The following is a 24,801-nucleotide window of genomic DNA, read 5'->3' on the forward strand; positions in this document are numbered from 1 at the left end:
CATGCAGACGCGGCCCGGCCCCGGATTGCACAAGATCGTTGTGATCGATCAGGACGGCGGCCTGGGCCAGTTTGGCGGCGGTGCCTGGCTGCACGATGCAGCGCTCTGGCCAATGGATCCATCGACCGGCCGGCCGATGCTGCCCATCGTCATGCTCACCGGCTTGTTTCTACCTACGGCCTATCTGCCCGACGATATGGTGCTGACGGTCTTCGCCTCGATCGAGCAGCCCGGCGGCGCGGATGGCCGGTCGTCGCTGCGTAGGCTCGCCGTCAACCAGCAAGGTGAGTCCGACAAGCTCGCGCAGGGCCACAGCAAGGTGCTGCTGCATCGACGTGCCGCGCAGGAGGTGTGCGTCGGTGACAGTGCGCGGTTGCTCGGGCGTCATTTCATCGGGCTGCAGCCATTTGGCGACCACGACATGGCCGAAGAGCTGGAAGATGAAGACAGCGGCGCAGGAATGAGCAAACAACTCGGCCGACCATGCTGGTTGCAGGACCCGATCTATATGAGCCCGCGCTACTACTTTCTTGCCCAGTTTGTAGAGGCGGAATTGGGCCGGGTCGATTTCGGCTACGCCGGCCTGTTCGGTGACGGCACTGGTTATCTGTTTGCAGACCAGCGCGCCAGGAAGCTGGGCGACGGCGTTGCGGCGGGACATTTCTTCATCCAGTTCACCTAAGTCTTTGCGTCGTGCGCTCGCGTGCGGCCGTGGTGCGGCCACCAGCCCCGTAAAAGCGACAGATCAAAAATCGCTTGCAATTAAATCGTGCGCTATGTAAATTGCAGCCATGGACACCGCCACAGCCACTGACGCCCGGACCAACGCGCTGCTGCAGCTCGACAACCAGCTGTGCTTTGCGCTGTATTCGGCCAACCTGGCGATGCACAAGCTCTACCGCGGGCTGCTGAAGACGCTGGACCTGACCTATCCGCAATATCTGGTGCTGCTGGTGCTGTGGGAAACCGACGGCCGCAGCGTGTCGGAGATCGGCGAGCGCCTGTACCTGGACTCGGCCACGCTGACCCCGCTGCTCAAGCGGCTGCAGGCTGCCGGACTGGTCACCCGCACGCGTGCTGCCAGCGACGAGCGCCAGGTGATCATTGCGCTGACCGATACCGGCCGCGCACTGCGCGCCAAGGCCGGGGCGGTGCCGGAGCAGGTGTTGTGCGCCTCAGCGTGTTCGTTGGACGAATTGCGTCAACTCAAGCAGCAGCTGGAAACGCTGCGCTCAAACCTCGGCACCGGGTAAGCCGGCCCCGCAAGGTCCGCACGTTTCTGCAACATGTCGTACACGATTTAATCGTCAACTACTCAGCTACATCACGCGCTGACAGCGCTCATTCTGGAGAACCACCATGGCATCACCTGAAAAAGTCCTCTACACCGCCCACGCCACTGCCACCGGTGGCCGCGAAGGCCGCGCCGTGTCTTCCGACAAGGCGCTGGATGCCAAACTGTCCACCCCGCGCGAGCTGGGCGGCGCCGGCGGCGACGGTACCAACCCGGAGCAGCTGTTCGCTGCCGGCTACGCAGCCTGCTTCATCGGCGCGATGAAGGCTGTCGCGGCGCAGGACAAGCTCAAGCTGCCGGGCGAAGTGAGCATCGACAGCAGCGTCGGCATCGGCCAGATTCCGGGCGGCTTCGGCATTGCCGTGGAACTGCGCATCGCAGTGCCGGGCATGGACCAGGCCGAACTGCAGGCGCTGGTCGACAAGGCCCACCAGGTCTGCCCGTACTCCAACGCGACCCGCGGCAACATCGACGTCACCCTGACCCTGGCCTGATCCACGCCAGCACCACCACGCGTCACACGTGGTGGAGTCAACAACGGCCCGGCGCCTGCGTCGGGCCGTTTTTTTTGTTGCAGCAGCAGGAGCGCTGCCCTGAAGAACACAGGCAGCCGGCGTCGCTGTGTCAGCGCGACCTGGCATGGACGCAAGACACGCCAACGAGTCGATGCACCCGCGTCCGGGTGCGCACGCACGCGCTGGCGATGCGCGTTACCGCGCGGCACACTGTTGCGATGACAGTGCCTGCTTCTGCGACCCCGATCGGACTTTGCTGCGCATGAGCGCAACGCGTCCCACCTTGTTGCTGCTCCCCGGTCTGCTCAACGATGCGCAGTTGTGGCAGGCACAGCGCGTGGCCCTGGCCGAGCTTGCCGACTGCGTGGTCGGCGACATCACCCAGGGTGAGAGCATGCGCGCGCTGGCGACACAGCTGCTGGCGCAGATGCCGCCGCGGTTTGCACTGGCAGGATTTTCCTTGGGTGGCTACGTCGCGCAGGAAATCCTGCGTATCGCGCCGGAGCGCGTGGAGCGGCTGGCCTTGCTGGATACCTCTGCACGTGCCGATTCGCCCGAGCGTGCGGCGCAACGGCGCGCGCAGGAAGCGAGCGTGCGTGGTGCCAGTGCCTTCCACGGATTCGGCGAACGGCTGCTGCGGCACTACGTGCATCCCTCGCGCTGGCAGGACGAGGCCTTGCTGGAGCGGGTGCGTGGCATGACCCAGCGCCTGGGCGTGGAGGTGTTCCTGCGGCAGAACCGGCTGGAGCGGGAAGACGGTTGCGCGCTGCTGCGCGCCTATGTCGGCCCGCTGCTGGTGCTGTGCGGCCAGGACGATGCGATCACCCCGCCCGCATTGCACGAGGAAATGGCCGCACTCGCAGTGCAGGCGCGCCTGGTGCAAGTGCCTGCGTGTGGCCATCTGTCGCCGCTGGAACAGCCGCAGGCGGTGTCGGATGCACTGCGGCAATGGCTGCTCGCCTGATCCCGCGACGACCGAGCCGACCCAGCCAGGCCTGCCGCCGTGCGATCCCATGCGGCGAGATGGCATCAACCAGTGCGCGATGAGGGGCTCTGAACCAGCGGTCTTGGGAAGACGATCAGTGCGCCGTCGGCTGCTACGCAATGCCTGCATTCATGCATGCAAGGCGTCATACGCAGTCACGGCAGCCATCTGGCCGAAGTCACTCGTTGGGCTGCCACAAGGCGTCAAGTTCGCCTGCGCTACACCGCCGCCGTCACCGCGCGGCCGTCGCCACAACGCTGTTGGATACCGGCCCATCGGCGTCGTCTTTCTGCTGATGCGTGTGGAGTTCCAGCATCTGCAGCGGCTGGCCCTGAAAGCGATACTCCAGTGCCTGCTGCACCCCATACAGGGCCTGCGCCTGCGTGCACAGCGTCTGTGCCTGTGCTTCCAGCGCCTGGCTGCGTACCTGCATCTGCTGCTCCATGCGCGCATCCAGCTGCTCGCCGCGTCGCTCCAGCTGCGCAGCGCGTCCGGTCATCACCGTCCACATCACGCTGCGGGTCAGGCTGCCGGCGAGGTCGTCGGCTGCGCGTTCGACACTGGCTTCGAAACGTTCGTCGAACAGCGCCTGCTCCCAGCGCCCACGCCCCAGCGTGGCATCGACCTGCGCGAGTGCGGTGCCGCGCAGCCGCTCCACCTTGCGCTCCTGGCGCGTGCTGTCGGTCAGCATCTGCACCACGCCGGCCAGTGCGTCGAAGCTGATGTCGACCACCGAGCGGGCAATGGCGGTCACGGCCGGCATCAGTGCGCGGGCACCCTGCTCGAGTTCGCGCAGGCGTTGCGCGTCGGCAGCGCTGACCGCTTGCGGTTGGCGATCGATGTTGAGTTCGCCACCGTGGAAGAAAATCTCGCGCGGTACGCCTTGCTTGCGACGCAGCCAGATGCCACCGCTGTCGGCCAGCACGTCGTAGGAGGTGCTGACGTCACATTGCTGTGCGGACACCTGCGGCCTGGCGGTTGCGGCCTGTGCGCTACAGGCCGCCAGCAGCAGGAGCGGGGCCAGGACGGTGCGGATGCGCATGGCGGATGCCCGGGAGTGGTGATGCGGCAGCATGGCGCGTAGCTGCACGCCTGCCATGGGCAGGAAGTCAGGGTGCCGCAGCGGCGTCTTGGCCTCGACGGCGCAAAGCGTGAACCGGGTCGAGCATCGTTGCGCCGACATCCTGCAAACGTTTGGCTCACTTGATTCTCACGGTGTATGGTGTGAATTATGTTGCACAGCAGCATCGGAGCTCAGCAATGCTCGACTCACGCATCGAAAAGGTTGATCTGGCACTCACCGAGATTGCCAAGGACCCATCGGAGAAGGTGGCGCTGTGGCAGTGGGCGTGCCGCGAGATGCTGCACGAGACGCTGATCGGCATGCACCAGCTCTCGCACCTGGCGGGTATTTCCCAGCAGGTTGCCAACGACTGGCGCGCGCCGGTGGATGTGATCGCACCCGAGAAGCCTTATCTGGCCCCCTCCGCGTTGGCCGACCGCCGTCTCCCGCAGGTGCTCGATGGCCTAGGCAATACGCATGACGACAACGACCGCGCCACGCTGTGGCGGCTGCGCTATGCGAGCCTGATCGCCGCCACCCTGCAGGGCATGCAGGCACTGGCCGACAAGCACCGCATCGACCGCCAGGCGATGGCACTGTGACAGTGAGCTGACAGCGCTACGCGGCCGCAAGCGCTGCGCCGGCTTCCGAACGGTCGCTTCACGTCAACATGCTTGCTTCAATGCCGGACGGCGGCCTCTTCCAAATGCCGCCACGCATGCCGCACGATCCAGCGCGCCTGGTCCCAGGGCACCGACAGCAGCGGTTGATAGTGGTAATAGCCGTCCTGCAGCACGCGATACAGCTGCGCCTCGGTCGCGCGTGGATAGGCCAGATAGATGTCGTAGCCAAGCGTGAGTAGCCGGGCGTAATCGGCAAAGGCGTAACCACCCAGATGGCCTTCGGCGTGGACACCGCGCCAGTAGGCGATCTCGGTGTCGAGATCGACGCTGCGGCGGGTCAAGACGGATGCGCTGTGCATGGGTAGGACTCCGTTGCCGAGACTACCCCCCTGTGCCCGGCACCGTAGCAGCGCCTGCCGCGTGCAACCAGCACGCGACGACGAGCGGTCATCGCGGTGGTTGCGCCACGGGCCGGACAGTGCCGACCCGTGGCAGCCGGGACCTCAATCCCAGTCGGGTGCGATGGCCTTCGGATTGGCCAGCCGCTGCCCGCGGTCCAGTGCGGCAATCTCGGCCATGTCCTGCTCGCTCAACCGCAGCGTCTGCGCCTTGAGATTGCTCTCCAGATTGTCGCGCTTGGTCGAGGACGGAATCACCGAATACCCCTGCTGCAGTGCCCAGGCCAGGGTGACCTGCGCCGGGGTGGCGTCATGGCGTGCGGCGATCGCCTGGATCACCGGATCCTTCAGCACCTCGCCCACCGCCAGCGTCATGTACGAGGTCACGTGGATGCCTTGCTCGCGCAGGAACGCGATCAGGCTGCGGTTCTGCAGGTACGGATGCACTTCGATCTGATTGGTGGCGATGGCCTCGGCGCCCAGGATCTCGATGGCCTGCTTGATCAGCGCGATGGTGAAGTTGGAGACGCCGATCGCACGGGTCAGACCCTGCTGCCTGGCCTCGTTCAAGGCTTCCAGGTAGTCGCGCATCGGCACCTGATCCTTGGGCGAAGGCCAGTGGATCAGGGTCAGGTCGACGTGGTCGGTGCCCAGTTTGCGCAGGCTTTCCTGCAGGCTGGGCAGCAAGGCGCTGCGGTCGAACTTGTCGACCCAGATCTTGGTGGTCAGATACAGCTGATCGCGCGGCAGGCCGGATGCAGCGATGGCCTGGCCGACCTGTTCTTCGTTGTCATAGATCTGCGCGGTATCGACGGCGCGGTAGCCCAACTCCAGTGCATTGCGCACCGAGTCGATGACGACCTGGTCCTTGAGACGGAAGGTGCCGAGGCCGAATGCGGGGACTGTCATTGTGTTCCTTTGGTAATCGGGAATGGGGAATCGTGCATCGCAAAAGCTGATGTCGTGCGGGGTGCTGTGAGCCATTAATCCAGTGCGACGACGGCCTTGCCGAAGTTCTCGCCGCGCAGCAGGCTGATCAGGCCCTGCGGGGCGCTGTCCAGGCCGTGCAGGACGTGTTCGCGGTACTGGATCTGGCCATCGCGCAGCCACTGGCCCATCTCGCGCAGGAAGGCGGGCATCAGGCGGATGAAATCGTGCTGGATGAAGCCGCGCACGGTCAGCCGCTTACGCAGCACCTGGCCCATGAACTCCGGCAGCCGATCCGGCCCCGGCAATGCCTGGCCGCGGCTGTTGTAGGTGGCGATCACGCCGCACACCGGGATGCGCGCGAAGTCGTTCAATTGCGGCAATACCGCGTCGAAGACCTTGCCGCCGACGTTCTCGAAATAGATGTCGATCCCGTCCGGAGTGGCCGCGCGCAGCTGTTCGGCAAAGTCGTCGGCGCGATGGTCCAGCGCCACATCCACCCGCAGCACCTCGCGCAGGTAGCGCACCTTTTCCTCGCCACCGGCAATGGCCACCACGCGCAATCCCTGCAGACGCGCCAGCTGGGCCACGGTGGCGCCGACCGGCCCACTGGCTGCCGCCACCACCAGGGTTTCGCCGGCCTGCGGCTTGCCGATTTCGTGCAGGCCGGCGTAGGCGGTGAAGCCGGGCATGCCGTACACGCCGAGCGCAGTGCTCAGCGGCAGGGCATCGTCCTTGGGCAGCTTGCGCAACGGCGCGGTGGGCGTGAGCAGGCTATGGCTCTGCCAACCGCCGGGCAGTACTAGCAGGTCGCCTGGCTGATAGCCGGCATGGTGCGACTCGAGCACTTCGCCGACGGTGCCGCCTTCCATCACCGCGTCGATCTCCACCGGTGCGGCGTAGGACGGGCCTTCGTCCATGCGTCCGCGCACGTACGGGTCTAGCGACAGGAAGCGGTTGCGCACCAGGATCTGGTCGTGCCCGGTGGGCGGCAAGGCGACGTCTTCACTGCGGAAGTTGTCGGCGCTCGGCTCGCCATGCGGGCGAGAGGCCAGCACGATGCGGCGATTGGTGATCGATGTCATGGGGGATTCCTTGCGGAAAAGGCCGCGCGTACGCGACCGGGGGAGCGCAGCCGCGATGGCGGCTGCGCGCGGAAAGACGCGCGTGGTCGACTGCGTATGCGGCGCAAGCCGATGCGTCAGGCGGCGTCGGCCGGCTTGGGGGCGCTTGCGGCATCGAGCTGTGCAATCTGATCGGCGCTCAGCGACAGCTGCGCGGCGGCCAGCACATCGTGCAACTGGGTCACGCTGGTGGCGCTGACGATCGGTGCGGTCAGGCCGGGGCGTGCGATCAACCAGGCCAGTGCGATCTGTGCCGGCGTGGCGCGGTGGGTGGCCGCCAGATCGTCCAGCGCCTGCAGGATGCGCAGGCCGCGCGGATTGACGTATTGCTTGACCACCGAGGCACCGCGCGCGCTGCTCTTGCCGGCGTCGTCGGCGCTGCGGTACTTGCCGGTCAGAAAGCCGCTGGCCAGCGAGTAGTAGCTGATCACGCCGAGCTCGCGTTCGCGCACCAGCGGCTCCAGCTCGGCCTCATAGCCGGCGCGATCGTAGAGGTTGTATTCCGGTTGCAGGCTTTCGTAACGCGGCAGCTTGTACTGCTCGGAAATATCCAGGGCATCGCGCAGGCGTGCGGCGCTGTAGTTGGACGCGCCGATCGCGCGCACCTTGCCCTGTTCGATCAAGCGGCCGAATGCGGCCAGCGTGGCTTCCAGCGGAATCGATTCGTCGTCCTCGTGCGCCTGGTACAGATCGATCACATCGGTCTGCAGGCGGGTGAGCGAATCTTCCACCGCGGCGGCGATGTTCTCCGGCGACAGGCCCGGATGCTCGCTCCATTTGGCCACCTTGGTGGCGATCAGCACCTTGTCGCGCTTGCCGCTGCGTGCGAGCCAGCGCCCGATGATGGTTTCCGACTCGCCACCGCGATTGCCCGGCACCCAGCCGGAGTAAGCATCGGCGGTGTCGATCAGGTTGAAGCCGGCATCGACGAAGGCATCGAGCAACGCGAACGAGGTCGCCTCGTCGGCGCTCCAGCCAAACACATTGCCACCGAACACGATCGGTTGAACCTGCAGGCCGGAGCGGCCTAGCGCGCGGGAGTGGGTCATCACGTTGCTCCTGATTCGAACTGCCGACAGGATAGTCATGTGTGCCGATGTTGCGTGTGACACCTGCGTGGATTCAGCGTTCCGCAGATCGCCCTCATCGACTCACGTCGTCTGAACATGTGGCCCGCCGCGCCTGGTGCGGCGCGTCATGCGGCGCACGGATCCCTGCACATGGCAGGCTTCGGGCCGCATGCTAGGCTCGCGCTACTTTTTCCCGCAAAGGGCGCTGCGATGATCCGCAACAAGCTGGTGTGTGCATGTGTGGTGGGAATGGCAGTGGCGATGAGCGCGCCACTGGCAATGGCAATCAAACCGGCCGATAGCGCCAGCTTGCCGGCGCCCGATGCGGCGCTGCAAAAAGCCATCGACGGCAACTGGCGCGATCGCGTCTACATGCAGCGCGATGTCTATCGTCATCCCGGCCAGACGCTGGCGTTCTTCGGCATCAAGCCGACCCAGACCGTCATCGAAATCACGCCGGGCGGCGGCTGGTACTCGGAAATCCTGGCGCCGTACCTGCGCGACAAGGGCAAGTATGTTGCCGCGGTGGTCGACCCGGCGGCGGTGCCGGAGGGGCGCGGCCGCGATTCGGCACAACGTGGGCGCGACGAGCTGGAGAAGAAGTTTGCCGCAAAGCCGGAGGTGTACGGCAAGCCGTCGTTCGTTTCCTATGTGCCCAAGACGCCGTCGTTCGGCGTGGACAACTCGGCCGATCTGGTGCTGACCTTCCGCAACGTGCACAACTGGCGCATGGCCGGCAATGCCGAGGCGATGTTTGCCGGCTTCTACAAGGTGCTCAAGCCCGGCGGCGTGCTCGGCGTGGTCGAACACCGTGCCAAGGCCGACGTGCCGGCCGACGACAAGAGCGGCTATGTCGGCCAGGCGCAATTGATCGCGATGGCCGAAGCGGCCGGATTCAAGCTCGCCGGCAAGAGCGAGGTCAATGCCAACCCGCGCGACACCAAGGACTATGCCGGTGGCGTGTGGACCCTGCCGCCGAGCAACAATCACGACAAGGCCGACGATGCCAAGTACAAGGCGATCGGCGAGAGCGACCGCATGACCTTGAAGTTCGTCAAGCAGTGAGACGCGGCCTGCATGCCGACGCATTGCGCGTCGGCATGCAGGTCCTGCACTGCCCGCGACGGTGCGTCGATGCTGGCATGGCGCGCGTCATGCGATGACTGCGCAATCGGCTGCACGACCGTAAGGACGGCACGGCAGCGCAACGACGGCCAGTTGGACCAACGCTGCGCTGGTTTGCATGCGGCAGGCCACTGATGCACAACCGCCCCGCGTAGCGATGCGGCGGCGTCAGCGTGCAACGCGGTTGCGGGCAGCAGCGCACCGCTTGCCGCCGGTGGCGCGACCTCTTCAACCCGGTGCACGACTCACGCGCCACGCGCGTGGCCTGCAACGACCTTGCGCAACAGGATTGGCATGTTGGTGTTGTTGAACAAACCCTATGGCGTGCTGTCGCAATTCAGCGACCGCTCGCAGCCGCCCAAACGCACGCTGGCCGAATTCGGCCTGCCGGCCGACGTCTATGCGGCCGGTCGCCTGGATCACGACAGCGAAGGCCTGTTGCTGCTGACCGACGATGGTGCACTGGCGCATCGCTTGACCGACCCGCGCCACAAGCAACCCAAGACTTACTGGGTGCAGGTGGAAGGCGACCCGGAACCTGCGCAACTGCAGGCCTTGCGCGATGGCGTGCTGCTCAACGACGGCCCGACCCGCCCGGCCGAAGTGCGCAGGCTCGATCCGGCACCGCAGCTGTGGCCGCGCGATCCGCCGGTGCGCGTGCGCAAGACCGTGCCCGATGCCTGGCTGGAGCTGCAGATCACCGAAGGCCGTAATCGGCAGGTGCGGCGCATGACTGCCTCGGTGGGCCTTCCGACCTTGCGTCTGATCCGCGTGGCGATCGGCGACTGGACCCTGGATGCGCTGGCGCCCGGCCAGTGGCGCATCGAACACACGCATGGCGCGCGCCCAAGTAGGACGCGACGTGGAGCCTGATGCATTCGGTACAGCGGTCGCTGCACAGCACGCGGCGCTGAGCTCGATGCATCTTGGACGGCGCTGCTTACAGAACCGCTCATGCGGCATGAGCAGCAGGATTGGTAACGCGAGCAGATGCAACGGTTGCGTGCCTGCGTGGCCGATCCACCCTGCGATGCGGCAATACGGCGCGGGTCAGGACAGGCGCGGTAATGACAAGCGCGCGACCATGGGAAAGCAACGCGGTCACACGCGATCGTTAATCGCTATGGCCCCGCACATGTAGTGCCGCGTTCTTCGAGCACGCAAGTGGGTGTCGATGACTAGCCGTTTCATTGTGGAACCGATCCACAAACAAAAACGCCACGGCGCAGGGCCGTGGCGTTATGTTTTTTGCCTGGAAGGACGGCTTATTCGATGCCGTCGCTCGGGGTCACTGCACCGCGGCGCTGGTAGGCGGCGCGACGTGCGCTGGCATTGCTGGCGTGTTCGCGGTCCAGACGGTGGACGTTGCCGCCGAGCACCTGCTGGTCACGCTGGCGCTTGCGATACACGGCATAACCGATCAGGCCCAAGCCGGCAACCGCGGCGGCCACAGTGACGGCCGGGTTGCGCTTGACCACTTTGCTGACGACCTTGCCGCCGGTGCGCACTGCACCCAGGGCAGCACCGGTCTTCAGCCATTCGCTGGCGCCCGGACCGAAATGACGCAGGCTGCTGCCTGCATGACGGGCCTGATCGCCGGCATTGGAGGCGGCGTGACGCAGGTGGTCGCCAGCATTGCCAGCCAGTTCCAGGGCACGCTCCAGGGCGCGTTCGGTGATCACAGTCAGCTTGCTCATTGGAGGCGTTTCCTTTCTGAGTACGTGGGCCGCAGTGTGTGGGCTGCTGCGTATAGACGGTGTTAGCGGTGGTAGGGCTTGTTTGGGTTGCGGTTAAGTAATGATGCGGGGCGATGCTGTGATCGGCGTTTACCTGGATCCGGTATCTACCTGGATGTGGCAGAAGCCTGACCTGGCCGGTGTCGACGCTGACGTCGCTTCTCCCGCCGGGAGTAAGGTGCCCGAAGGGTGGATGAGGGAACGGGCGAAGCCACGTGCACTTGAGCAGCGCGAGGGCTTCGCCCCCGTACCTCACCCCAACTCCTGCCCCGAGAGGAGAGGGGCTCACATCAGGTGCCGCGCGGCTTTGCCCGATGGGTTGCCGTTGCGGTCCATGGATCTTCCGGCCACGGATGTCTGGGATACCGCCCCTTCATCTCCTTCCTGACATCCGGGTACGTGGTGACCCAGAAGCTCTTCAAATCCTGCGTCACCTGCAACGGGCGTCCGCCGGGCGAGAGCAGATGCAGGGTCAGCGGGATGCGGCCGTCGGCGATGCGCGGGGTTTCCGCCAGGCCGAACAGTTCCTGCAGCTTGACCGCCAGCACCGGCGGCAACGGTTGCTCGGCGTGGTCGAGGGCGTAGACGATCTGCCGCTCCATGCCCGAGGGCACGCTGATGCGGGTGGGCGCGTGGCGGTCGATCAGCTGGCGGCGGTCCCACGGCAGGGCGGCCTTGAGCGCCTCACCCAGACTGGCCTCGTCTAGCGCATCCAGGCGGGTCTTGCCGGCGAAGGCCGGGCGCAGCCAAGTGTCCAGTGTCTCCAGCAACGCGGCGTCGGACAGGTCGGGCAGCGCAAGCTCGGGCATCCAGGCACGCAACGACTGCAGGCGGGCCCGCCATTGGCGCAGGCCGTCGGTCCACGGCAAGGCATCCAGGCCGAGCTGCCGCACCGCCTCGGTCAGCGCGCCGGCGGCCTGCGCCGGATCGACGCGGCCGGCCGGGCGGCTGTCGAGCACGATGCGATCGAAGCTGGATTGCCGACGCGCGACCAGGGCGCGCTTGTCCGCGTCCCACTGCACCAGATCCTGCTGCACGAAGCGCTCGGGCACGCTGCGGCGCAGATAGCCTTCGTCCACCGGCGCGGCACGCAACAGCAGCGCGTCCTTGGCTTCGTAGCGCAGCTCGCTGGCAACCAGCCAGGGTTCGCCGCGCAGGTCGCTGTGGTCGAACAGGCGCGCGCTGCGGCCGTTGGCCAGCAGGTAGCGCAACGGGTCGCTGGGATGGCGTACGGCAATGCGGTCGGGGAAGGCGTGCGAGAGCAGGTCGCCGAGCGCGTGCGCTTCCACGCTGGCGGGCGGCGCACTGTCGCAGCGCAGCCGGCGGCGCCATTGTTTGGCGGCGCTGTCGATCGCGGCCAGGCCGCCGCGGTTGGCATCGTGCGCGCTGCGGCCTTGGCGGAATGCGGCCAGTGCGCGCCAGCGCGCAGCCAGTCCATCGCCACCCTGACGCAGCGGGTCGCGCGCTTCCAGCAAGGCGGCCAGGTCGCAAGCCAGCGCCACACGTGTCGCGTCGCCAGCCTGCGCCAGCATCGCGGCCAGGCGCGGATGGGTGCCCAGCGCGAGCATGCGGCGGCCCAGCGCGGTGATGCCGCCGCTGCCGGTGAGCGCGCCCAGCCGCTGCAGCAATTCGTGCGCGGCGGCCAACGCACCGGCCGGCGGGGTATCGACGAAGCGCAGCGCGGCGCTGCCCCAGGCGGCCAGTTCCAGCGCCAGGCCGGCCAGTTCCACCTGGGTGATCTCCGCGCGCCGCTGCGGTTCCAGCCGTTGCGATTGCGGCCACAACCGATACGCCCAGCCGCTGGCCACACGTCCGGCGCGGCCGGCACGCTGGTCGGCCGAGGCCTGCGCGATGGTGGTGATGTCCAGGCGCGAAAAACCGCTGTTGGGATCGTAATGCGGCTCGCGCGCCAGCCCGCTGTCGATGACCACGCGCACGCCGGGCAGGGTCACCGAGGACTCGGCGACGTTGGTCGCCAGCACCACGCGGCGGCGCCCGGACGGGTCGGGTTGCAGCACCTGGCTTTGCGCCTCGACCGACAGCTCGCCATGCAGCGGCAGCACCTGCACCGCCGGGTCGAACACGTCCTGCAGCGCGCTGTGCACGCGTGCGATCTCGCGCTGGCCGGGCAGGAACACCAGCACATCGCCCGGATGGGTGGACAAGGCGTGTTCCACCGCACGCCGGGTCTGCGGTTCTAGCGCTTCGTCGCGGCGCGCGGGGAAGTGCGCAATCTCCACCGGGAAACTGCGCCCGGCGCTGCTCAGGCGCGGTGCGTCGAGAAAACCGGCCAGGCGCTCGCCATCCAGCGTGGCCGACATCGCCACGATGCGCAGGTCCTCACGCACCTGCGCCTGCACGTCCAGCGCCAGCGCCAGGCCAAGGTCGCCGGCCAGATGGCGTTCGTGGAATTCGTCGAACAGCAGCGCGCCGATGTGTTCCAGCATCGGGTCGTCCTGGATCAGCCGGGTCAGGATGCCCTCGGTGACGACCTCGATGCGGGTACGCGCGGAGGTCTTGTTCTCGAAGCGGATGCGGTAGCCCACCGTCTCGCCGACCGGCTCGCCCAACTGGCGCGCCATGAATACGGCGGCGCTGCGGGCGGCCACGCGCCGCGGTTCGAGCATCACGATCTTGCGGCCGGCCAGCCACGGTGCGTCCAGCAAGGCCAGCGGTACCTGGGTGGTCTTGCCGGCACCGGGTGGGGCTTCCAGCACCAGCCGCGGATGGGCGGCCAGGCTGTCGCACAGCTGCGGCAGCAGGGGGGAGATCGGAAAGGCAGGCTCGGTCATGCGCGGGAAGGATACGGGCACGTCACAGATGGCGCGACGGTCGGGCCGTCGGGTGAAGCCTGTCGGGGAATTCGGAAGTGCTATTACCTTTTGGGCATTCAAGGCTGACTTTGGCGCCGGCGCTGCTTCAGGCCGGCAGCGTGCCTGTCGATAACCGCTGTACTCCCCGATTTGGACGCCCCATGTCTGCTGCCACCCCGAAATTCGTCAGCCTGCAAAGCAAGCTGCTCGGCGCGCTCGCGCTGGGCCTGTCGGTCATCCTGCTGTGTGCCCTGGGCGGTCTGGGCACGGCGTGGCTGAGCCTGTCCGGCAAGGTGCCGCCGGAGGTGGCGCAGGCCTCCAGCAGCGAAGAGATCACCCGCGATTTCCGCCTGCAGGTGCAGGAGTGGAAGAACGTGCTGATCCGCGGGCGCGATCCGGCGCTGCTGGACAAGCACCTCAGCGCCTTCCGCGAGCAGGGCAGGAAGGTGCAGGCCAGCACCGAGGCGCTGGCCAAGGCAACCCAGGACCCGCAGGCGCGCACGCTGGCGCAGGACTTTGCCAAGGCGCATCTGGGTCTGCAGCGCAATTACGAAGCGGCGCTGGGCAAGTTTGCCGAGGCCGGCTACGACACCCAGGTGGGCGACCAACTGGTCAAGGGCCAGGACCGCGCGCCCAGCCACACCCTCGAAGAACTGGTGAAGCGCAGCAAGACCCTGGCCGATGCGGCGGTGCTGGCCAGTTCGCAATCGGCGCAGCACAAGCTGGTGCTGTCGGCGGTGGCCACGATCGCCGCGGCGCTGTGCCTGGTGGCAGTGCTGGGCTGGTGGATCCGTCGCTCGATCGTGCGCCCGATTGAAAACGTCGCGCGTGCGGCACGCCAGGTGGCGGCCGGCGATCTGTCGGCGCGTGCGGCGGTCAGCACGCGCGATGAAATCGGTCTGCTCGGCCAGGCCATGGGCCAGGTGGTCAACACGCTCACCGACGTCTCCACCGCGCAGGCCGACATGGCACAGCGCCACGAAGCCGGGCAGATGAGTTACCGCATGGACGCGCAGGCCTTCCCGGGCGCGTACGGCCGCATGGTCGACGACACCAATGGCTTGATCGGCGCGCAGGTTGGTCTGATCGGCGACATGCTGCAGGTGATGCAGCATTACGCGGTCGGCGACATGTCGGTGGACATGCCGCGCCTGCCGGGCGAGAAAGCGCAAATCACCGAGGCGATGGACACCACCAAGCGCAACTTGGCGGCGATCAATGGCGAAATCCGTGGCCTGGTCGACGCGGCTGCGGCCGGCGACTTCGCCACGCGCGGCAATGCCGAGGCCTACCAGTTCGAATTCCGCGCCATGGTCAGCGGCGTCAACGGCCTGATGCAGAACGTGGACCAGAATCTGGCCGAGCTGTCGCAGCTGCTCAAGGCGATCGCCGACGGCGACCTGACCGCGCGCATGCACGGCAACCAGCAAGGCGTGTTCGCACGCATGCGCGACGATGCCAATGCCACCGTGCAGCGCCTGACCGATATTGTCGGCGACATCACCGTGGCCGCGCAGACCATTCGCACCGCCTCGGCAGAGATTGCCGCCGGCAACAACGACCTGGCCCAGCGCACCGAACAGCAAGCTGCCAACCTGGAAGAAACCGCCGCCTCGATGGAAGAGCTCACCTCCACCGTGCGCCAGAACGCCGACACCGCGCAGCAGGCCAGCCGCGGCGCGCAGGCGGCCGCGGAGATCGCCGGCCGTGGTGGCGAGATGGTGGCCAGCGTGGTCGACACCATGGGCGAGATCGAGGTGTCGTCCAAGAAGATTGCCGAGATCATCAGCGTCATCGACGGCATCGCGTTCCAGACCAACATCCTGGCCTTGAACGCGGCAGTGGAAGCGGCGCGTGCCGGCGAACAGGGCCGCGGCTTTGCCGTGGTCGCCTCGGAAGTGCGCGCGCTGGCGCAGCGTTCGGCCGGCGCGGCCAAGGAGGTCAAGCAGCTGATCGACGCTTCGGTGGACAGCGTGGAGCGCGGCAGCGCGCGCGTGGATCAGGCTGGGCAGACGATGCAGCAGATCGTGCAGTCGGTGCAGCAGGTGACCACGTTGATTGCGGAGATTTCCGCCGCATCGCGCGAACAATCCTCCGGCATCGAGCAGGTCGCCCGCACCGTCAACGACATGGACGAAACCACCCAGCGCAATGCCGCACTGGTGGAAGAAGCCTCCGCCGCAGCACGTGCGATGGAAGAGCAGGCAGTGGAACTGAGCGAAGCCGTATCGGTGTTCCGCCTGGACGCACGCCGGCCGCGTCTGGCGGCTGCGGCTTGATCGCTTAAGGCGTTGTAGCGGCCCAGGTGCAGCTGCTTGAATCAAAAGCCCGGTGCGTCGAGGGCGCGGTGCCCTCGGCACCTGCGGGACACGCCGTGCATCCGTCCGTGGAGACTCCTTGGCAGCCTCCATGCCGCCAAGGGTCCCGCAAGCGGCGGGGACGCCGCACCGAGCGTTGGTCGATGGTCGCGTGAAAACCTGGTTTTGCTTTGGGGTGCCGAGAAGTTTGAGATCGCTTCGTTCAAAGCTTGCCTGTTGCTAGGCGTCGATTGAGAGGCCAACTGGACGCCCACAATCCGAACAACGCACATCGTGCATTGCTTGCACCAAGCACACCGACCATCTCGCTTGGTCCTTGTCCGCTCACCGTCGCGGGACCTTACGCGGCATGGATGCCGCGTAAGAGCCTACATGGACGTACTTGCGGCGTGTCCTGCGATGGTGGGCGGGCAAGGGCCCTGCAACCAAGCCGCAGATCGACCGCTCCACGATCGATCCACCGACACCATCCAGTCACTTCGAGACACACGAAAACTGCGCTAAAAACCTGCGGATTCAAGTCGCAGCGTCGTCGGACGACCAAGCCAGGCCAAACCAGTCCGACCTCAGTATCCGGTCATCAACCCGCTTCGCGCATCCGCGCGGTCAGGCCCTTGAGGAAGGCGCGCAGCAACTGGTCGCCGCAGGGGCGAAAATTCTTGTGGCCGGGCTGGCGGAACAGCGCGGACAGTTCCGGCTTGGACAGCGGGAAGCCGGCGCTGGCGAAGATGGCGTGCATGTCCACGTCTTTCAGCTCGAAGGCCACGCGCAGTTTCTTCAGCACCAGGTTGTTGCCGACCCGGGTTTCCAGCGGGCGCACCGGCTGGCTCTCGTCACGGCCGCGAAAACGCAGCACCAGGCCATCGAGGAAGCGTGCCAGCATTGCGTCGGTGCAAGGCTCGAAACCGGGCTCGTCTTCCTTCTTCAGCCAGGCCTGTACCTGCGGCTTGTCGAGCGCGAACTCCGGGTCGGCCAGGTGGGTGATCTCCACCACCTTGTCGTCGCTGAGGTCGAGCATGTAGCGGATGCTGCGCAGTACATCGTTGTGGATCATGACAATTCCGGGGCCCCGGCCTGTCGCCGGAAAGGCGCCATTCTACGGGGCCGACGCGGAACGCGGCGTGTGCCCCGCCGATCCGTTGCCGAACCGGCGGCCGCTCAGCTGCCGCGATAGGTGGAATACCCGTAGGGCGAGAGCAGCAACGGCACGTGGTAATGGCCGTCGTCGGCGATGCCGAACGCGATCGGCACCTGTTCCAGGAAGGGCGGGTCGGGCAGCGCGGTGCCGGCGGCGCGCCAATAGCCGGCCACCTCGAATTCCAGCCGGTAGCGGCCGGGTTGCAGCGTGAGTGCGGCCAGTTCGGGGCAGCGCCCGTCTTGGTTGGTGACCCCGTTGAAATGCAGCGTGGCGCCGGCGAACAGGCGCAAGGCGATGCCTGCGGCGGGGCGGCCCGTGGCCGTATCCAGCACGTGGGTGGAGAGCGTGCTCATGCCACCGCCTGGGTCGGTTGCGGCCATTGGCCGACGAACTCGGGCTGGTCGTAAGCCAGATAGCTGTCGACGATGGCCTGGCGGTCGTCCAGGAACAGCTGGTCGGCCACCGCGCGGGCCAGCCGCGGCAGCGCGACCTTGAGCCCGGACAGTGCTGCCGCCGACGGGCCGTGGTTGATCAGCGCCGAATAGTTGAAGGCGAACAAGCCGTGCAGCAGTGCGGCATCGTCGGGCGTGCGCGGCAGCAGTTCGAAGCCCGGCCCCAGGTAGGGGTGCGCATCCAGCACCGGATTGGCCTGGCCCGGCGGCGGCTGGTAGCGGTCGCCCCAGCAGGCGATGCGCCCGGACAGCGCGGCCAGTTCCGGGCGCAGTTGCGGGTCGGTGACCAGGCCGGTGGCAACGGCCAGAAAATCGAAGCGGTGCTCGCCCTGCGGCGTGCGCACCACCACCTCGCCATCGCGCTCGGCCACCTCCAGCCATGGCGCGCCCAGGTGCAGCGCGAAGCCGGCATGCGCGCAGGCACGCTGGAAGGTGTCGTTGGTCGGCGGCTGGTTGTGCGCGAAGAAGCTGGCCATCATCCGGTACTTGTCCGCATCCGGCAGCGTCAGAAAGCGCGGGATGATGCCGGCCTGTTCCATGTGGCGGAATGGATTGATGCGCGGCAATGCGCTGCGGCGCACGAATACCTCGGCACTGGCGACGCCTTGATCCAGCGCGAAACAGGCGTTGTCGAACGCGGAGGCGCCACCGCCCAGGATGCCCACCCGCTTGCCGGCCAGCGCGGCGAAGTCGATCTGGCCGGAGGTATGCGCATAGCGCTGTGCGGGCAGGGCGCGGCTGATCCAGTCCGGCACCATCCACTGGCCGCCGCCCTGGATGCCGGTGGCCAGGATCAGCTTGCGCGTCAGCAGCGGCGCGCCCATCGCCAGATGCAGGCGGTGGATGCCCGGCGCCACGTCCGGCTCCACCCGCGCCAGCCGCGTGGCATTGCGCACCGGCAGGCGCAGCACCGCGCGGTACCAGCGCAGGTAGTCCATCCAGCTGCCGCGCGGGATCTTGTCCAGCGCGTCCCAGCCGGCGCCGCCGTGTTGTGCTTCCCACCAGGCGCGGAAGGTCAGCGACGGCACGCCCAGGTCGATCGAGGTGATCTGCTTGGGCGTGCGCAAGGTCTGCATGCGCGCGTAGGTCACCCACGGGCCTTCCTGCCCGGCCGGGTTTTCATCGATGACCAGCAGGTTGTGCACGCGCTCGCGTTGCAGCGCGAACGCCGCGCCCAGGCCGCTCTGGCCGGCGCCGACGATGACCACGTCGTACACATGGCCTGCCGGATGCACGCGCGGCTGCACCCAGGCATCGCCGCCATGGGCCAGGCGTTGCAGGTCGTGGTGGAGCTCGCGTTCGAGTTGGGCCAGGCTCATGGCAGTGCCTCCAGGCGCAGTTGCACGATCTTGCCGATCTCGGCGAGGGCGGTGGACAGTTCTTCGCTGCGCGAGGCATCCAGCCGGCGTTCCAGCGCAGCCAGGATGCCGGCCTTGTCGTGCAGCCGCACGCAGATCACGAACGGAAATCCGAAGCGATGGCGATAGGCCTGATTGAGCGCGTGGAAGCGCTTGAATTCGGCTTCGCTGAGCCGGTCCAATCCGGCCGAGGCCTGCTCGGCGGCCGACGCGGCGGTGAGCGTGCGGTCGATCGCCGCCTTGCCCGCCAGCTCCGGATGCGCGCGGATCAACGCAACCTGGTCTTCCTGCGACGCGTCGAGCACCACCTGCATCAGCCCGCGGTACACATCGGCGAACGGACGCCGCCGTGCCGCGCGTTCGACCACCCACGGCGAATGCTCGAACAGCTCGCGGTAGCGCGCCACGAAGGCGGCATCGTCCAGCACGCTGTCGTCGATCACGCTCATGCATGCGTCCCCTGCAGCGACACATGCGCGGCCACCACTTTCCAGCCGTCGGCAAAACGCACCCAGCTCTGGCTCTGGCGGCCGCGCGCGCTGCTGCCGTCGCGGATAAATTCTGCATGCGTGGTGGCGAAGTCGTGGCCGAAGCCATGCACTTCAACATGTGCGAGCTGGCGCTGCGGCGAGCCGCCGCGGCCGATGCGGAAGGCGCGGATCGCCTCGATGCCGTACAGCACCTCGCCCACGCCGTAGCGCACCGTGCTGGGTGCGGGGTGGAACAGCGCATCCATTGCGGCGATGTCGTCGTCCATCAGGGCCTGTTCGTAGGCATGGAAGGCGGCGGTCACTTGCGCGATCACCTCGGGCAGGTCGATGTCGGCGGTGTCGATGCTCATGCCGGATGGACCTGCAGCCAATGCCGCGCAATATCGATGCGGCGCGCAATCCAGGCATCGCCACTGGCCAGCACGTGATCGACGAAACGTGCCAGGGCCGCCGCGCGCGCCGGCTTGCCGACGATGCGCCCATGCAGGCCGACCGACAGCATGCGCCCGCCTTCGCTGCGCAGTTGCTCGAAGCCATCGCGCAGATAGCGGAAGAATGGCTCGCCATCGGCAAAGCCGTTGTAGGCGACGAATTTCATGTCATTGGCGTCCAGCGTGTACGGCACGATCAACTGCGCACGGCTATGCCGGTGGTCGTAGTACGGCACATCGTCGGCATAGCTGTCGGCGTCGTAGACAAAGCCGCCTTCCTCGGCGACCAGCCGCGCGGTGTTGGGGCTGGTGCGGCCCTGGTACCAGCCCAGCGGGCGGCTGCCGGTGGCGCGGGTGTGCACGGCGATGGCTTCGGCGATATGCGCACGCTCGGTGGCCGCATCCACATGCTGGTAATCGATCCAGCGCAGGCCGTGGCTGGCGATCTCCCAGTCGGCGGCCTGCATCGCGGCGACTGCCTCGGGATTGGAGGCCAGTGCCTGCGCCACGCCGAATACGGTCACCGGCACATTGCGCGCAGTGAACAACCGATGCAGCCGCCAGAAGCCGGCACGGCTGCCGTATTCGTACAGGCTTTCCATCGCCATGGCACGCGCGCCGGGCTGCGCTTGCGTGCCGACCATCTCCGACAGGAAGGCTTCCGAGCCGGCATCGCCGTTGAGCACGCAGTTTTCCGCGCCCTCTTCGTAATTGATGACGAACTGCACTGCGATGCGCGCGCCACCGGGCCACTGCGCTGCAGGCGGGGTGGCGCCATAGCCGACCAGGTCGCGCGCTGTGTTCATGCCTGCGGCTCCGCGTGCCAGGCAGCCAGTGCGGCTTCCACCGCCAGCCCTGGTGTGCAGGCGTAGCCTTCGGCGCGCAGCACCGCTTCCAGGGCGGCCAGGGTGATCAGCACCTTGTGCTTCATCGCGTTGTAGCCCATCGCGCCGATGCGCCAGATCCTGCCCTGCAACGGCCCGAACGCGGTGCCGATCTCGATCTCGAAATCCTCGCGCATGCGCCGGCGCACCGCATCGCTGTCAATGCCGTGCGGGATCACCACGCCGGTGACATTGGTCATGCGGTGCGCATCGTCGCCGAACACCTCCAGCCCCAGTGCGCGGATGCCGGCACTGACCGCACGCCCGGCGGCGGCGTGACGGGCGAAGCGGGCATCCAGGCCTTCCTGCAGCGCCACGCGCGCGCATTCGCGGGCGCAGTACAACATGGTGGTGGCTTCGGTGTGGTGATTGAGGCGCTTGTCCGACCAGTAATCCATGATCATCGCCAGATCGAAATAATTCGAGGCGATGCGCGGCCCGCTGCCGTTGACGATGTCCTCGCGCACGATGCCGCGCTCGACATGGCGACGCGCGAAGATCGCCTCGGCCGCCGCGTCGGAGACGGTGATCGGCGCCGAGCCGGACGGCCCGCCCAGGCATTTCTGCAGGCCGCCGGTGACCACGTCCACGTCCCAGCGATCGCTGGCGATGGGCATGCCGCCGATGGTGGCAGTGGCATCGACGTAACTCAGCGCGCCGGCCGCGCGGCACAGCGCGCCGAGGCCATCCAGCGGCTGGGCCATGGTGGTGGAGGTGTCGCCGTGCACGGTAGCGACCAATTTGGGTGCCACGCGCTCGATCGCCTCGGCGATTGCAGCAAGCGGCACCACCTCGCCCCAGGGCGCATCCACGGTGTGCACGTCGGCACCAAGCCGGCCCAGGATCTCGGTGAGCAGCAGGCCGAAGCGGCCGAAGTTGATCACCAGCACGCGGTCGCCCGGGCTGACCAGCGACACCAGCGCCGCCTCGATGCCGGCGCGCGCGGTGCCGTCGACCAGAAACGTCCAGCGATTCTCGGTGCCGAACAGCGGCCGGTACAGCGCCATCACCTCGTTCATGTAGGTGGTCATTTCCGGATCGAACTGGCCGAGCAGATCGGCGGCCATCGCGCGCAGCACGCGCGGATGCGCATTGACCGGGCCCGGGCCCATCAACAGCCGTTGCGGGGGATCGAGCTCGCCGAAGGTGTGCAGGTGACGCAGGTCAGGTGACAAGAGGATCTCCCAGGTGTTCGATGAAGTGGCGCATGACCGCCAGTGCGAGCTCGGCATCGGCCGGGGCCACGTATTCGTCCGGATGATGGCTGATGCCGCCGGCGCAGCGCACGAACAGCATCGCGGTGGGGCAGAGCGCAGCCATCACCATCGCATCGTGGCCGGCGCCGGACACCAACTGGCGCGGCACGATGCCTTGTGCGGCGACTGCGTGTTGCAGACGGGTCATCAGTGCCGGTGCGCAGGGGCTGGCGGCCAGCGTCTGCAACGGGTCGATGGCGATGGCGACGTTGCGGGTTTTGCTGATATGGGCCAGTGCGCGTTCGATCTCCAGCACTGCCGCATCGCGCATTGCATCGTCGCCGGCACGCACGTCCAGCGTGCAGTCCACCCGGCCGGGCACCACGTTGGTGGCACCGGGCGCGACCTGCAGCTTGCCGACCGTGGCGACCAGGTCGTCGCTGCCGGCGCGTGCAATCCCTTCGATCGCCAACAGGGCTTCGGCAGCGGCGTTCAATGCATCGCGACGCAAGGCCATGGTGGTGGTGCCGGCGTGGCCGGCGCGGCCGTCGAAGCGCAGGGCGAAGCGCCGTTGCGCGGCGATCGCGGTGACGATGCCGACCGGCAGGCCTTCGGCTTCCAGCACCGGGCCTTGTTCGATATGGGTTTCCAGATAGGCCAGCACGCTGCCGGGCGCGCGTGCGGCTTGCTGTATGTGCGCGATGTCCAGATCCCACTCGGCCAGCGCGCTGGCCACGTCGGTGCCGGCCGCGTCGGTGACCGACAGCGTGGCGGGGTCGAGCGTGCCGGCGACTGCGCGGCTGCAGAACATCGAGGCAGGAAAGCGCGAACCTTCCTCGTCGCCGAAAGCGATCACCTCGATCGCGAACGGCAGGCGCCGGCCCTGGGCATGCAGCGCGGCGACGCATTCGATGCCGAGCAGGATGCCGAGTGGGCCGTCATAGCGCCCGGCATCGCGCACGCTGTCCAGATGGCTGCCGATCAGCAGCGCCGGTGCGTCGGCACGCGCGCCTTCGTAGCGCCCGATCAGGTTGGCCGCTGCGTCCAGACGTACCTGCATGCCGGCCTGGCGCATCCATTCGCCCACCTGTGCGACGGCGGTGCGATGCGCCGGGCTGAGCCAGGCGCGGAACAGCCCGTCGGGTGTGTCGCTGTAGGGCGGAACACCTAATGCGTCGCAGCGGGCGACCGCGCGTGCGCCTGAGCTGTGGACAGGTGAGCTGCGTTGCGCGCTCAGCATGGGGTGCCGTGCGGGGGTGTTGTTTCAACGCAGCTGCCAGGACCGCGATGCGACAGGGACTGATACATGAGGCCTCCGCAGGCGGTGTGGAAAGGGGGCGGGTATCGCCGACGTTGGTCGCCTCGCAGCAATGGCATCAGGTGCTTGTGCGGCCGGCGGCGGCCGTCGAATCGACTATACGAACCGGTCCCGTCACCCCAAAGCGGTTTTTTTAGGGCTGGGCGTTGCAAAAAATGCGACGGGCGGCTTGTGGCCGGCTTTGTCCTTCTCCCGCCGGGAGAAAGTGCCTGCAGGGCGGATAAGGGTGCGGCAGCATCAAGGTAGTTGAGCAGCCGTACCCTCACCCCAACCCCGCTCCCGCAGGAGAGGGGCTTTGGTATTCCTTTTTCATCGGCTGCTACAGTCATGTGGATTCCATGAAAGAGATTCACCAATGGCGCGAGACAACTTCAAGGACCTGCTGGCGCTGATTGCCATCGTTCGCGAGGGCAGCTTTACCCGCGCCGCCGCCAAGCTGGGCGTTTCGCAGTCGGCGCTGAGTCATACCATTCGCGGGCTGGAAGCGACGCTGGGTCTGCGCCTGCTGACCCGCACCACACGCAGCGTGGCGCCCACCGAAGCCGGCGAGCGGCTGATCCAGACGGTGGCGCCGCGCTTTGCCGAAATCGAAGAGGCGCTGTCTGCGCTCGGCGAAATGCGCGACACACCGGCAGGCACCGTGCGCATCACCGCCACCGACTACGCCGCGCGCGCGATCCTGTGGCCCAAGCTGTCCAGGCTGCTGCGCGACTACCCCGAGATCAAGGTCGAGATCGTGGTCGACAACGGCCTGACCGACATCGTCGCCGACCGTTACGACCTAGGCGTGCGGCTAGGCGACCAGGTGGAAAAGGACATGATCGCCGCGCGCATCGCGCCGGACATGCGCATGGCCATCGTCGCCGCGCCGTCCTATTTCGCGCGTCGGCCCATCCCCAAGACGCCGCAGGACCTCACCGCGCACAGCTGCATCAACCTGCGCATGAAAACCGCCGGTGGCATCTACGCCTGGGAGCTGGAAAAGGACGGGCGCGAAGTCATCGTGCGCGTGGATGGCCAGCTGACCTTCAACGGCACCTATGAAGCACTGGACGCGGCGGTGGACGGCTTCGGCATCGCGTTCGTGCAGGAGGATCTGGCGCGCCCGCATATCAAGGCCGGACGGCTGCGCTGGGTGATGAAGGACTGGTCGCCGACCTGGCCGGGCTTGCACGCGTTCTATCCCAGCCGTCGCCATTCCTCGTCCGCCTTCAACCTCGTCGTGGATGCGCTGCGCTACAAGGGCTGAGGGATCCGCGCCAGGGAGAGGCGCTCGACGCAGGCAAGTGGTTGATGAGCGGGCTTCATAAGCCCGTGCGGATCCGCCATCTTTATCGCTGCCCACTGCCTGCGTAAGCTGCAGCACATCCAGACACGCGCACGCCCGAGCCGCAGCATCCGTTGCTGCATTGCGCCCGTCGTACGTCGCTGCGCTGGCAGGTCGATGCAGTGCATCGCTGCCTGCAGCGCATCCCTTCCGAACACCAGGTTCGCTATCAAGCGCGGCGTCAGCGCGCTTGCGGCGTGGCGTTCGTCTCGCAT

The 24,801-nt window shown here is 67.1% G+C and carries 24 protein-coding genes; 9 read left to right on the top strand and 15 right to left on the bottom strand.

Features of this window, described 5'->3' with window-relative positions; all coding sequences use genetic code 11:
* Nucleotide 1: 1 nt before the first annotated feature.
* The 4 genes from ABQY64_RS01500 (at nucleotide 2) to ABQY64_RS01515 (ending at nucleotide 2,773) form a co-directional block, all read left to right on the top strand.
* Complete coding sequence (locus tag ABQY64_RS01500) at nucleotides 2-682, top strand: hypothetical protein (RefSeq protein WP_349780170.1); 681 nt, start codon at nucleotides 2-4, stop codon at nucleotides 680-682.
* Between the two features lie 109 nt (nucleotides 683-791).
* Nucleotides 792-1,253, top strand: a complete 462-nt coding sequence (locus ABQY64_RS01505; protein WP_047127839.1) for a MarR family winged helix-turn-helix transcriptional regulator — start codon at nucleotides 792-794, stop codon at nucleotides 1,251-1,253.
* Between the two features lie 106 nt (nucleotides 1,254-1,359).
* A complete protein-coding gene (locus ABQY64_RS01510; RefSeq protein WP_039515670.1) occupies nucleotides 1,360-1,788 on the top strand; it encodes an organic hydroperoxide resistance protein in 429 nt (142 codons plus the stop codon).
* Between the two features lie 283 nt (nucleotides 1,789-2,071).
* Nucleotides 2,072-2,773, top strand: coding sequence for an alpha/beta fold hydrolase (locus tag ABQY64_RS01515; protein ID WP_349780171.1), 702 nt, complete (start codon nucleotides 2,072-2,074; stop codon nucleotides 2,771-2,773).
* A gap of 253 nt (nucleotides 2,774-3,026) precedes the next feature.
* Here the strand turns inward: ABQY64_RS01515 and ABQY64_RS01520 are convergent, their stop codons facing one another.
* Complete coding sequence (locus tag ABQY64_RS01520; RefSeq protein ID WP_374151331.1) at nucleotides 3,027-3,836, bottom strand: DUF2884 family protein; 810 nt, start codon at nucleotides 3,834-3,836, stop codon at nucleotides 3,027-3,029.
* A 218-nt stretch (nucleotides 3,837-4,054) separates the two neighbouring features.
* On the opposite strand from ABQY64_RS01520, the gene ABQY64_RS01525 reads away from it, so the two are divergent.
* Entirely contained in the window at nucleotides 4,055-4,459 is a 405-nt protein-coding gene (locus ABQY64_RS01525; RefSeq protein WP_039528967.1) for a hypothetical protein, read from the top strand.
* Between the two features lie 77 nt (nucleotides 4,460-4,536).
* On the opposite strand, the gene ABQY64_RS01530 is transcribed toward ABQY64_RS01525, so the two are convergent.
* The 4 genes from ABQY64_RS01530 to ABQY64_RS01545 form a co-directional block, all read right to left on the bottom strand.
* Complete coding sequence (locus ABQY64_RS01530) at nucleotides 4,537-4,839, bottom strand: hypothetical protein (RefSeq protein ID WP_024938997.1); 303 nt, start codon at nucleotides 4,837-4,839, stop codon at nucleotides 4,537-4,539.
* Nucleotides 4,840-4,983: 144 nt separating this feature from the next.
* A complete protein-coding gene (gene dkgB, locus ABQY64_RS01535) occupies nucleotides 4,984-5,787 on the bottom strand; it encodes a 2,5-didehydrogluconate reductase DkgB (protein ID WP_024938996.1) in 804 nt (267 codons plus the stop codon).
* A 74-nt stretch (nucleotides 5,788-5,861) separates the two neighbouring features.
* Nucleotides 5,862-6,890, bottom strand: coding sequence for an NADP-dependent oxidoreductase (locus tag ABQY64_RS01540; RefSeq protein ID WP_349780173.1), 1,029 nt, complete (start codon nucleotides 6,888-6,890; stop codon nucleotides 5,862-5,864).
* A 116-nt stretch (nucleotides 6,891-7,006) separates the two neighbouring features.
* Nucleotides 7,007-7,978, bottom strand: coding sequence for an aldo/keto reductase (locus ABQY64_RS01545; RefSeq protein ID WP_104595800.1), 972 nt, complete (start codon nucleotides 7,976-7,978; stop codon nucleotides 7,007-7,009).
* A gap of 231 nt (nucleotides 7,979-8,209) precedes the next feature.
* Between ABQY64_RS01545 and ABQY64_RS01550 the strand changes: the two genes are divergently transcribed.
* Complete coding sequence (locus ABQY64_RS01550; RefSeq protein WP_115510216.1) at nucleotides 8,210-9,064, top strand: class I SAM-dependent methyltransferase; 855 nt, start codon at nucleotides 8,210-8,212, stop codon at nucleotides 9,062-9,064.
* A gap of 354 nt (nucleotides 9,065-9,418) precedes the next feature.
* Nucleotides 9,419-9,997, top strand: coding sequence for a pseudouridine synthase (locus tag ABQY64_RS01555; protein WP_024938992.1), 579 nt, complete (start codon nucleotides 9,419-9,421; stop codon nucleotides 9,995-9,997).
* Between the two features lie 392 nt (nucleotides 9,998-10,389).
* On the opposite strand, the gene ABQY64_RS01560 is transcribed toward ABQY64_RS01555, so the two are convergent.
* Both ABQY64_RS01560 and hrpB read right to left on the bottom strand, forming a co-directional pair.
* A complete protein-coding gene (locus ABQY64_RS01560) occupies nucleotides 10,390-10,821 on the bottom strand; it encodes a hypothetical protein (RefSeq protein ID WP_016903604.1) in 432 nt (143 codons plus the stop codon).
* A gap of 329 nt (nucleotides 10,822-11,150) precedes the next feature.
* Complete coding sequence (hrpB, locus tag ABQY64_RS01565; protein WP_349780174.1) at nucleotides 11,151-13,652, bottom strand: ATP-dependent helicase HrpB; 2,502 nt, start codon at nucleotides 13,650-13,652, stop codon at nucleotides 11,151-11,153.
* 182 nt (nucleotides 13,653-13,834) lie between these two features.
* On the opposite strand from hrpB, the gene ABQY64_RS01570 reads away from it, so the two are divergent.
* On the top strand, nucleotides 13,835-15,952 hold the full coding sequence (locus ABQY64_RS01570; RefSeq protein ID WP_349780175.1) for a methyl-accepting chemotaxis protein: 2,118 nt from the start codon (nucleotides 13,835-13,837) through the stop codon (nucleotides 15,950-15,952).
* Nucleotides 15,953-16,571: 619 nt separating this feature from the next.
* Here ABQY64_RS01570 and ABQY64_RS01575 read toward each other — a convergent pair.
* The 8 genes from ABQY64_RS01575 to ABQY64_RS01610 all read right to left on the bottom strand — a co-directional run bounded on the left by ABQY64_RS01575 (nucleotide 16,572) and on the right by ABQY64_RS01610 (nucleotide 23,181).
* Nucleotides 16,572-17,045 (bottom strand): DUF1456 family protein, encoded by a 474-nt coding sequence (locus tag ABQY64_RS01575; RefSeq protein ID WP_016901421.1) that lies wholly within the window; start codon nucleotides 17,043-17,045, stop codon nucleotides 16,572-16,574.
* A 104-nt stretch (nucleotides 17,046-17,149) separates the two neighbouring features.
* A complete protein-coding gene (gene uraH, locus ABQY64_RS01580) occupies nucleotides 17,150-17,509 on the bottom strand; it encodes a hydroxyisourate hydrolase (protein ID WP_349780176.1) in 360 nt (119 codons plus the stop codon).
* A complete protein-coding gene (hpyO, locus tag ABQY64_RS01585) occupies nucleotides 17,479-18,900 on the bottom strand; it encodes an FAD-dependent urate hydroxylase HpyO (RefSeq protein WP_349780177.1) in 1,422 nt (473 codons plus the stop codon). The genes uraH and hpyO overlap by 31 nt, the downstream gene beginning before the upstream one ends.
* Complete coding sequence (gene uraD, locus ABQY64_RS01590; RefSeq protein WP_104595794.1) at nucleotides 18,897-19,388, bottom strand: 2-oxo-4-hydroxy-4-carboxy-5-ureidoimidazoline decarboxylase; 492 nt, start codon at nucleotides 19,386-19,388, stop codon at nucleotides 18,897-18,899. Before uraD ends, hpyO begins: the two co-directional genes overlap by 4 nt.
* Complete coding sequence (gene hpxZ / locus ABQY64_RS01595) at nucleotides 19,385-19,780, bottom strand: oxalurate catabolism protein HpxZ (RefSeq protein WP_102250850.1); 396 nt, start codon at nucleotides 19,778-19,780, stop codon at nucleotides 19,385-19,387. Before hpxZ ends, uraD begins: the two co-directional genes overlap by 4 nt.
* A complete protein-coding gene (gene puuE / locus ABQY64_RS01600) occupies nucleotides 19,777-20,667 on the bottom strand; it encodes an allantoinase PuuE (protein WP_047126326.1) in 891 nt (296 codons plus the stop codon). Before puuE ends, hpxZ begins: the two co-directional genes overlap by 4 nt.
* On the bottom strand, nucleotides 20,664-21,920 hold the full coding sequence (locus ABQY64_RS01605; RefSeq protein WP_349780178.1) for an alanine--glyoxylate aminotransferase family protein: 1,257 nt from the start codon (nucleotides 21,918-21,920) through the stop codon (nucleotides 20,664-20,666). The genes puuE and ABQY64_RS01605 overlap by 4 nt, the downstream gene beginning before the upstream one ends.
* Nucleotides 21,910-23,181 carry an allantoate amidohydrolase gene (locus ABQY64_RS01610; protein WP_349780179.1) on the bottom strand — a complete coding sequence of 424 codons (1,272 nt, stop codon included), beginning with the start codon at nucleotides 23,179-23,181 and terminating at the stop codon, nucleotides 21,910-21,912. Before ABQY64_RS01610 ends, ABQY64_RS01605 begins: the two co-directional genes overlap by 11 nt.
* Before the next feature lie 433 nt (nucleotides 23,182-23,614).
* Between ABQY64_RS01610 and ABQY64_RS01615 the strand changes: the two genes are divergently transcribed.
* Nucleotides 23,615-24,508, top strand: coding sequence for a LysR family transcriptional regulator (locus tag ABQY64_RS01615; RefSeq protein WP_024939822.1), 894 nt, complete (start codon nucleotides 23,615-23,617; stop codon nucleotides 24,506-24,508).
* Nucleotides 24,509-24,801 lie beyond the last annotated feature (293 nt).

Source organism: Xanthomonas sp. WHRI 7065, assembly GCF_040203115.2.
In the GTDB taxonomy this organism is placed as follows: domain Bacteria; phylum Pseudomonadota; class Gammaproteobacteria; order Xanthomonadales; family Xanthomonadaceae; genus Xanthomonas; species Xanthomonas arboricola.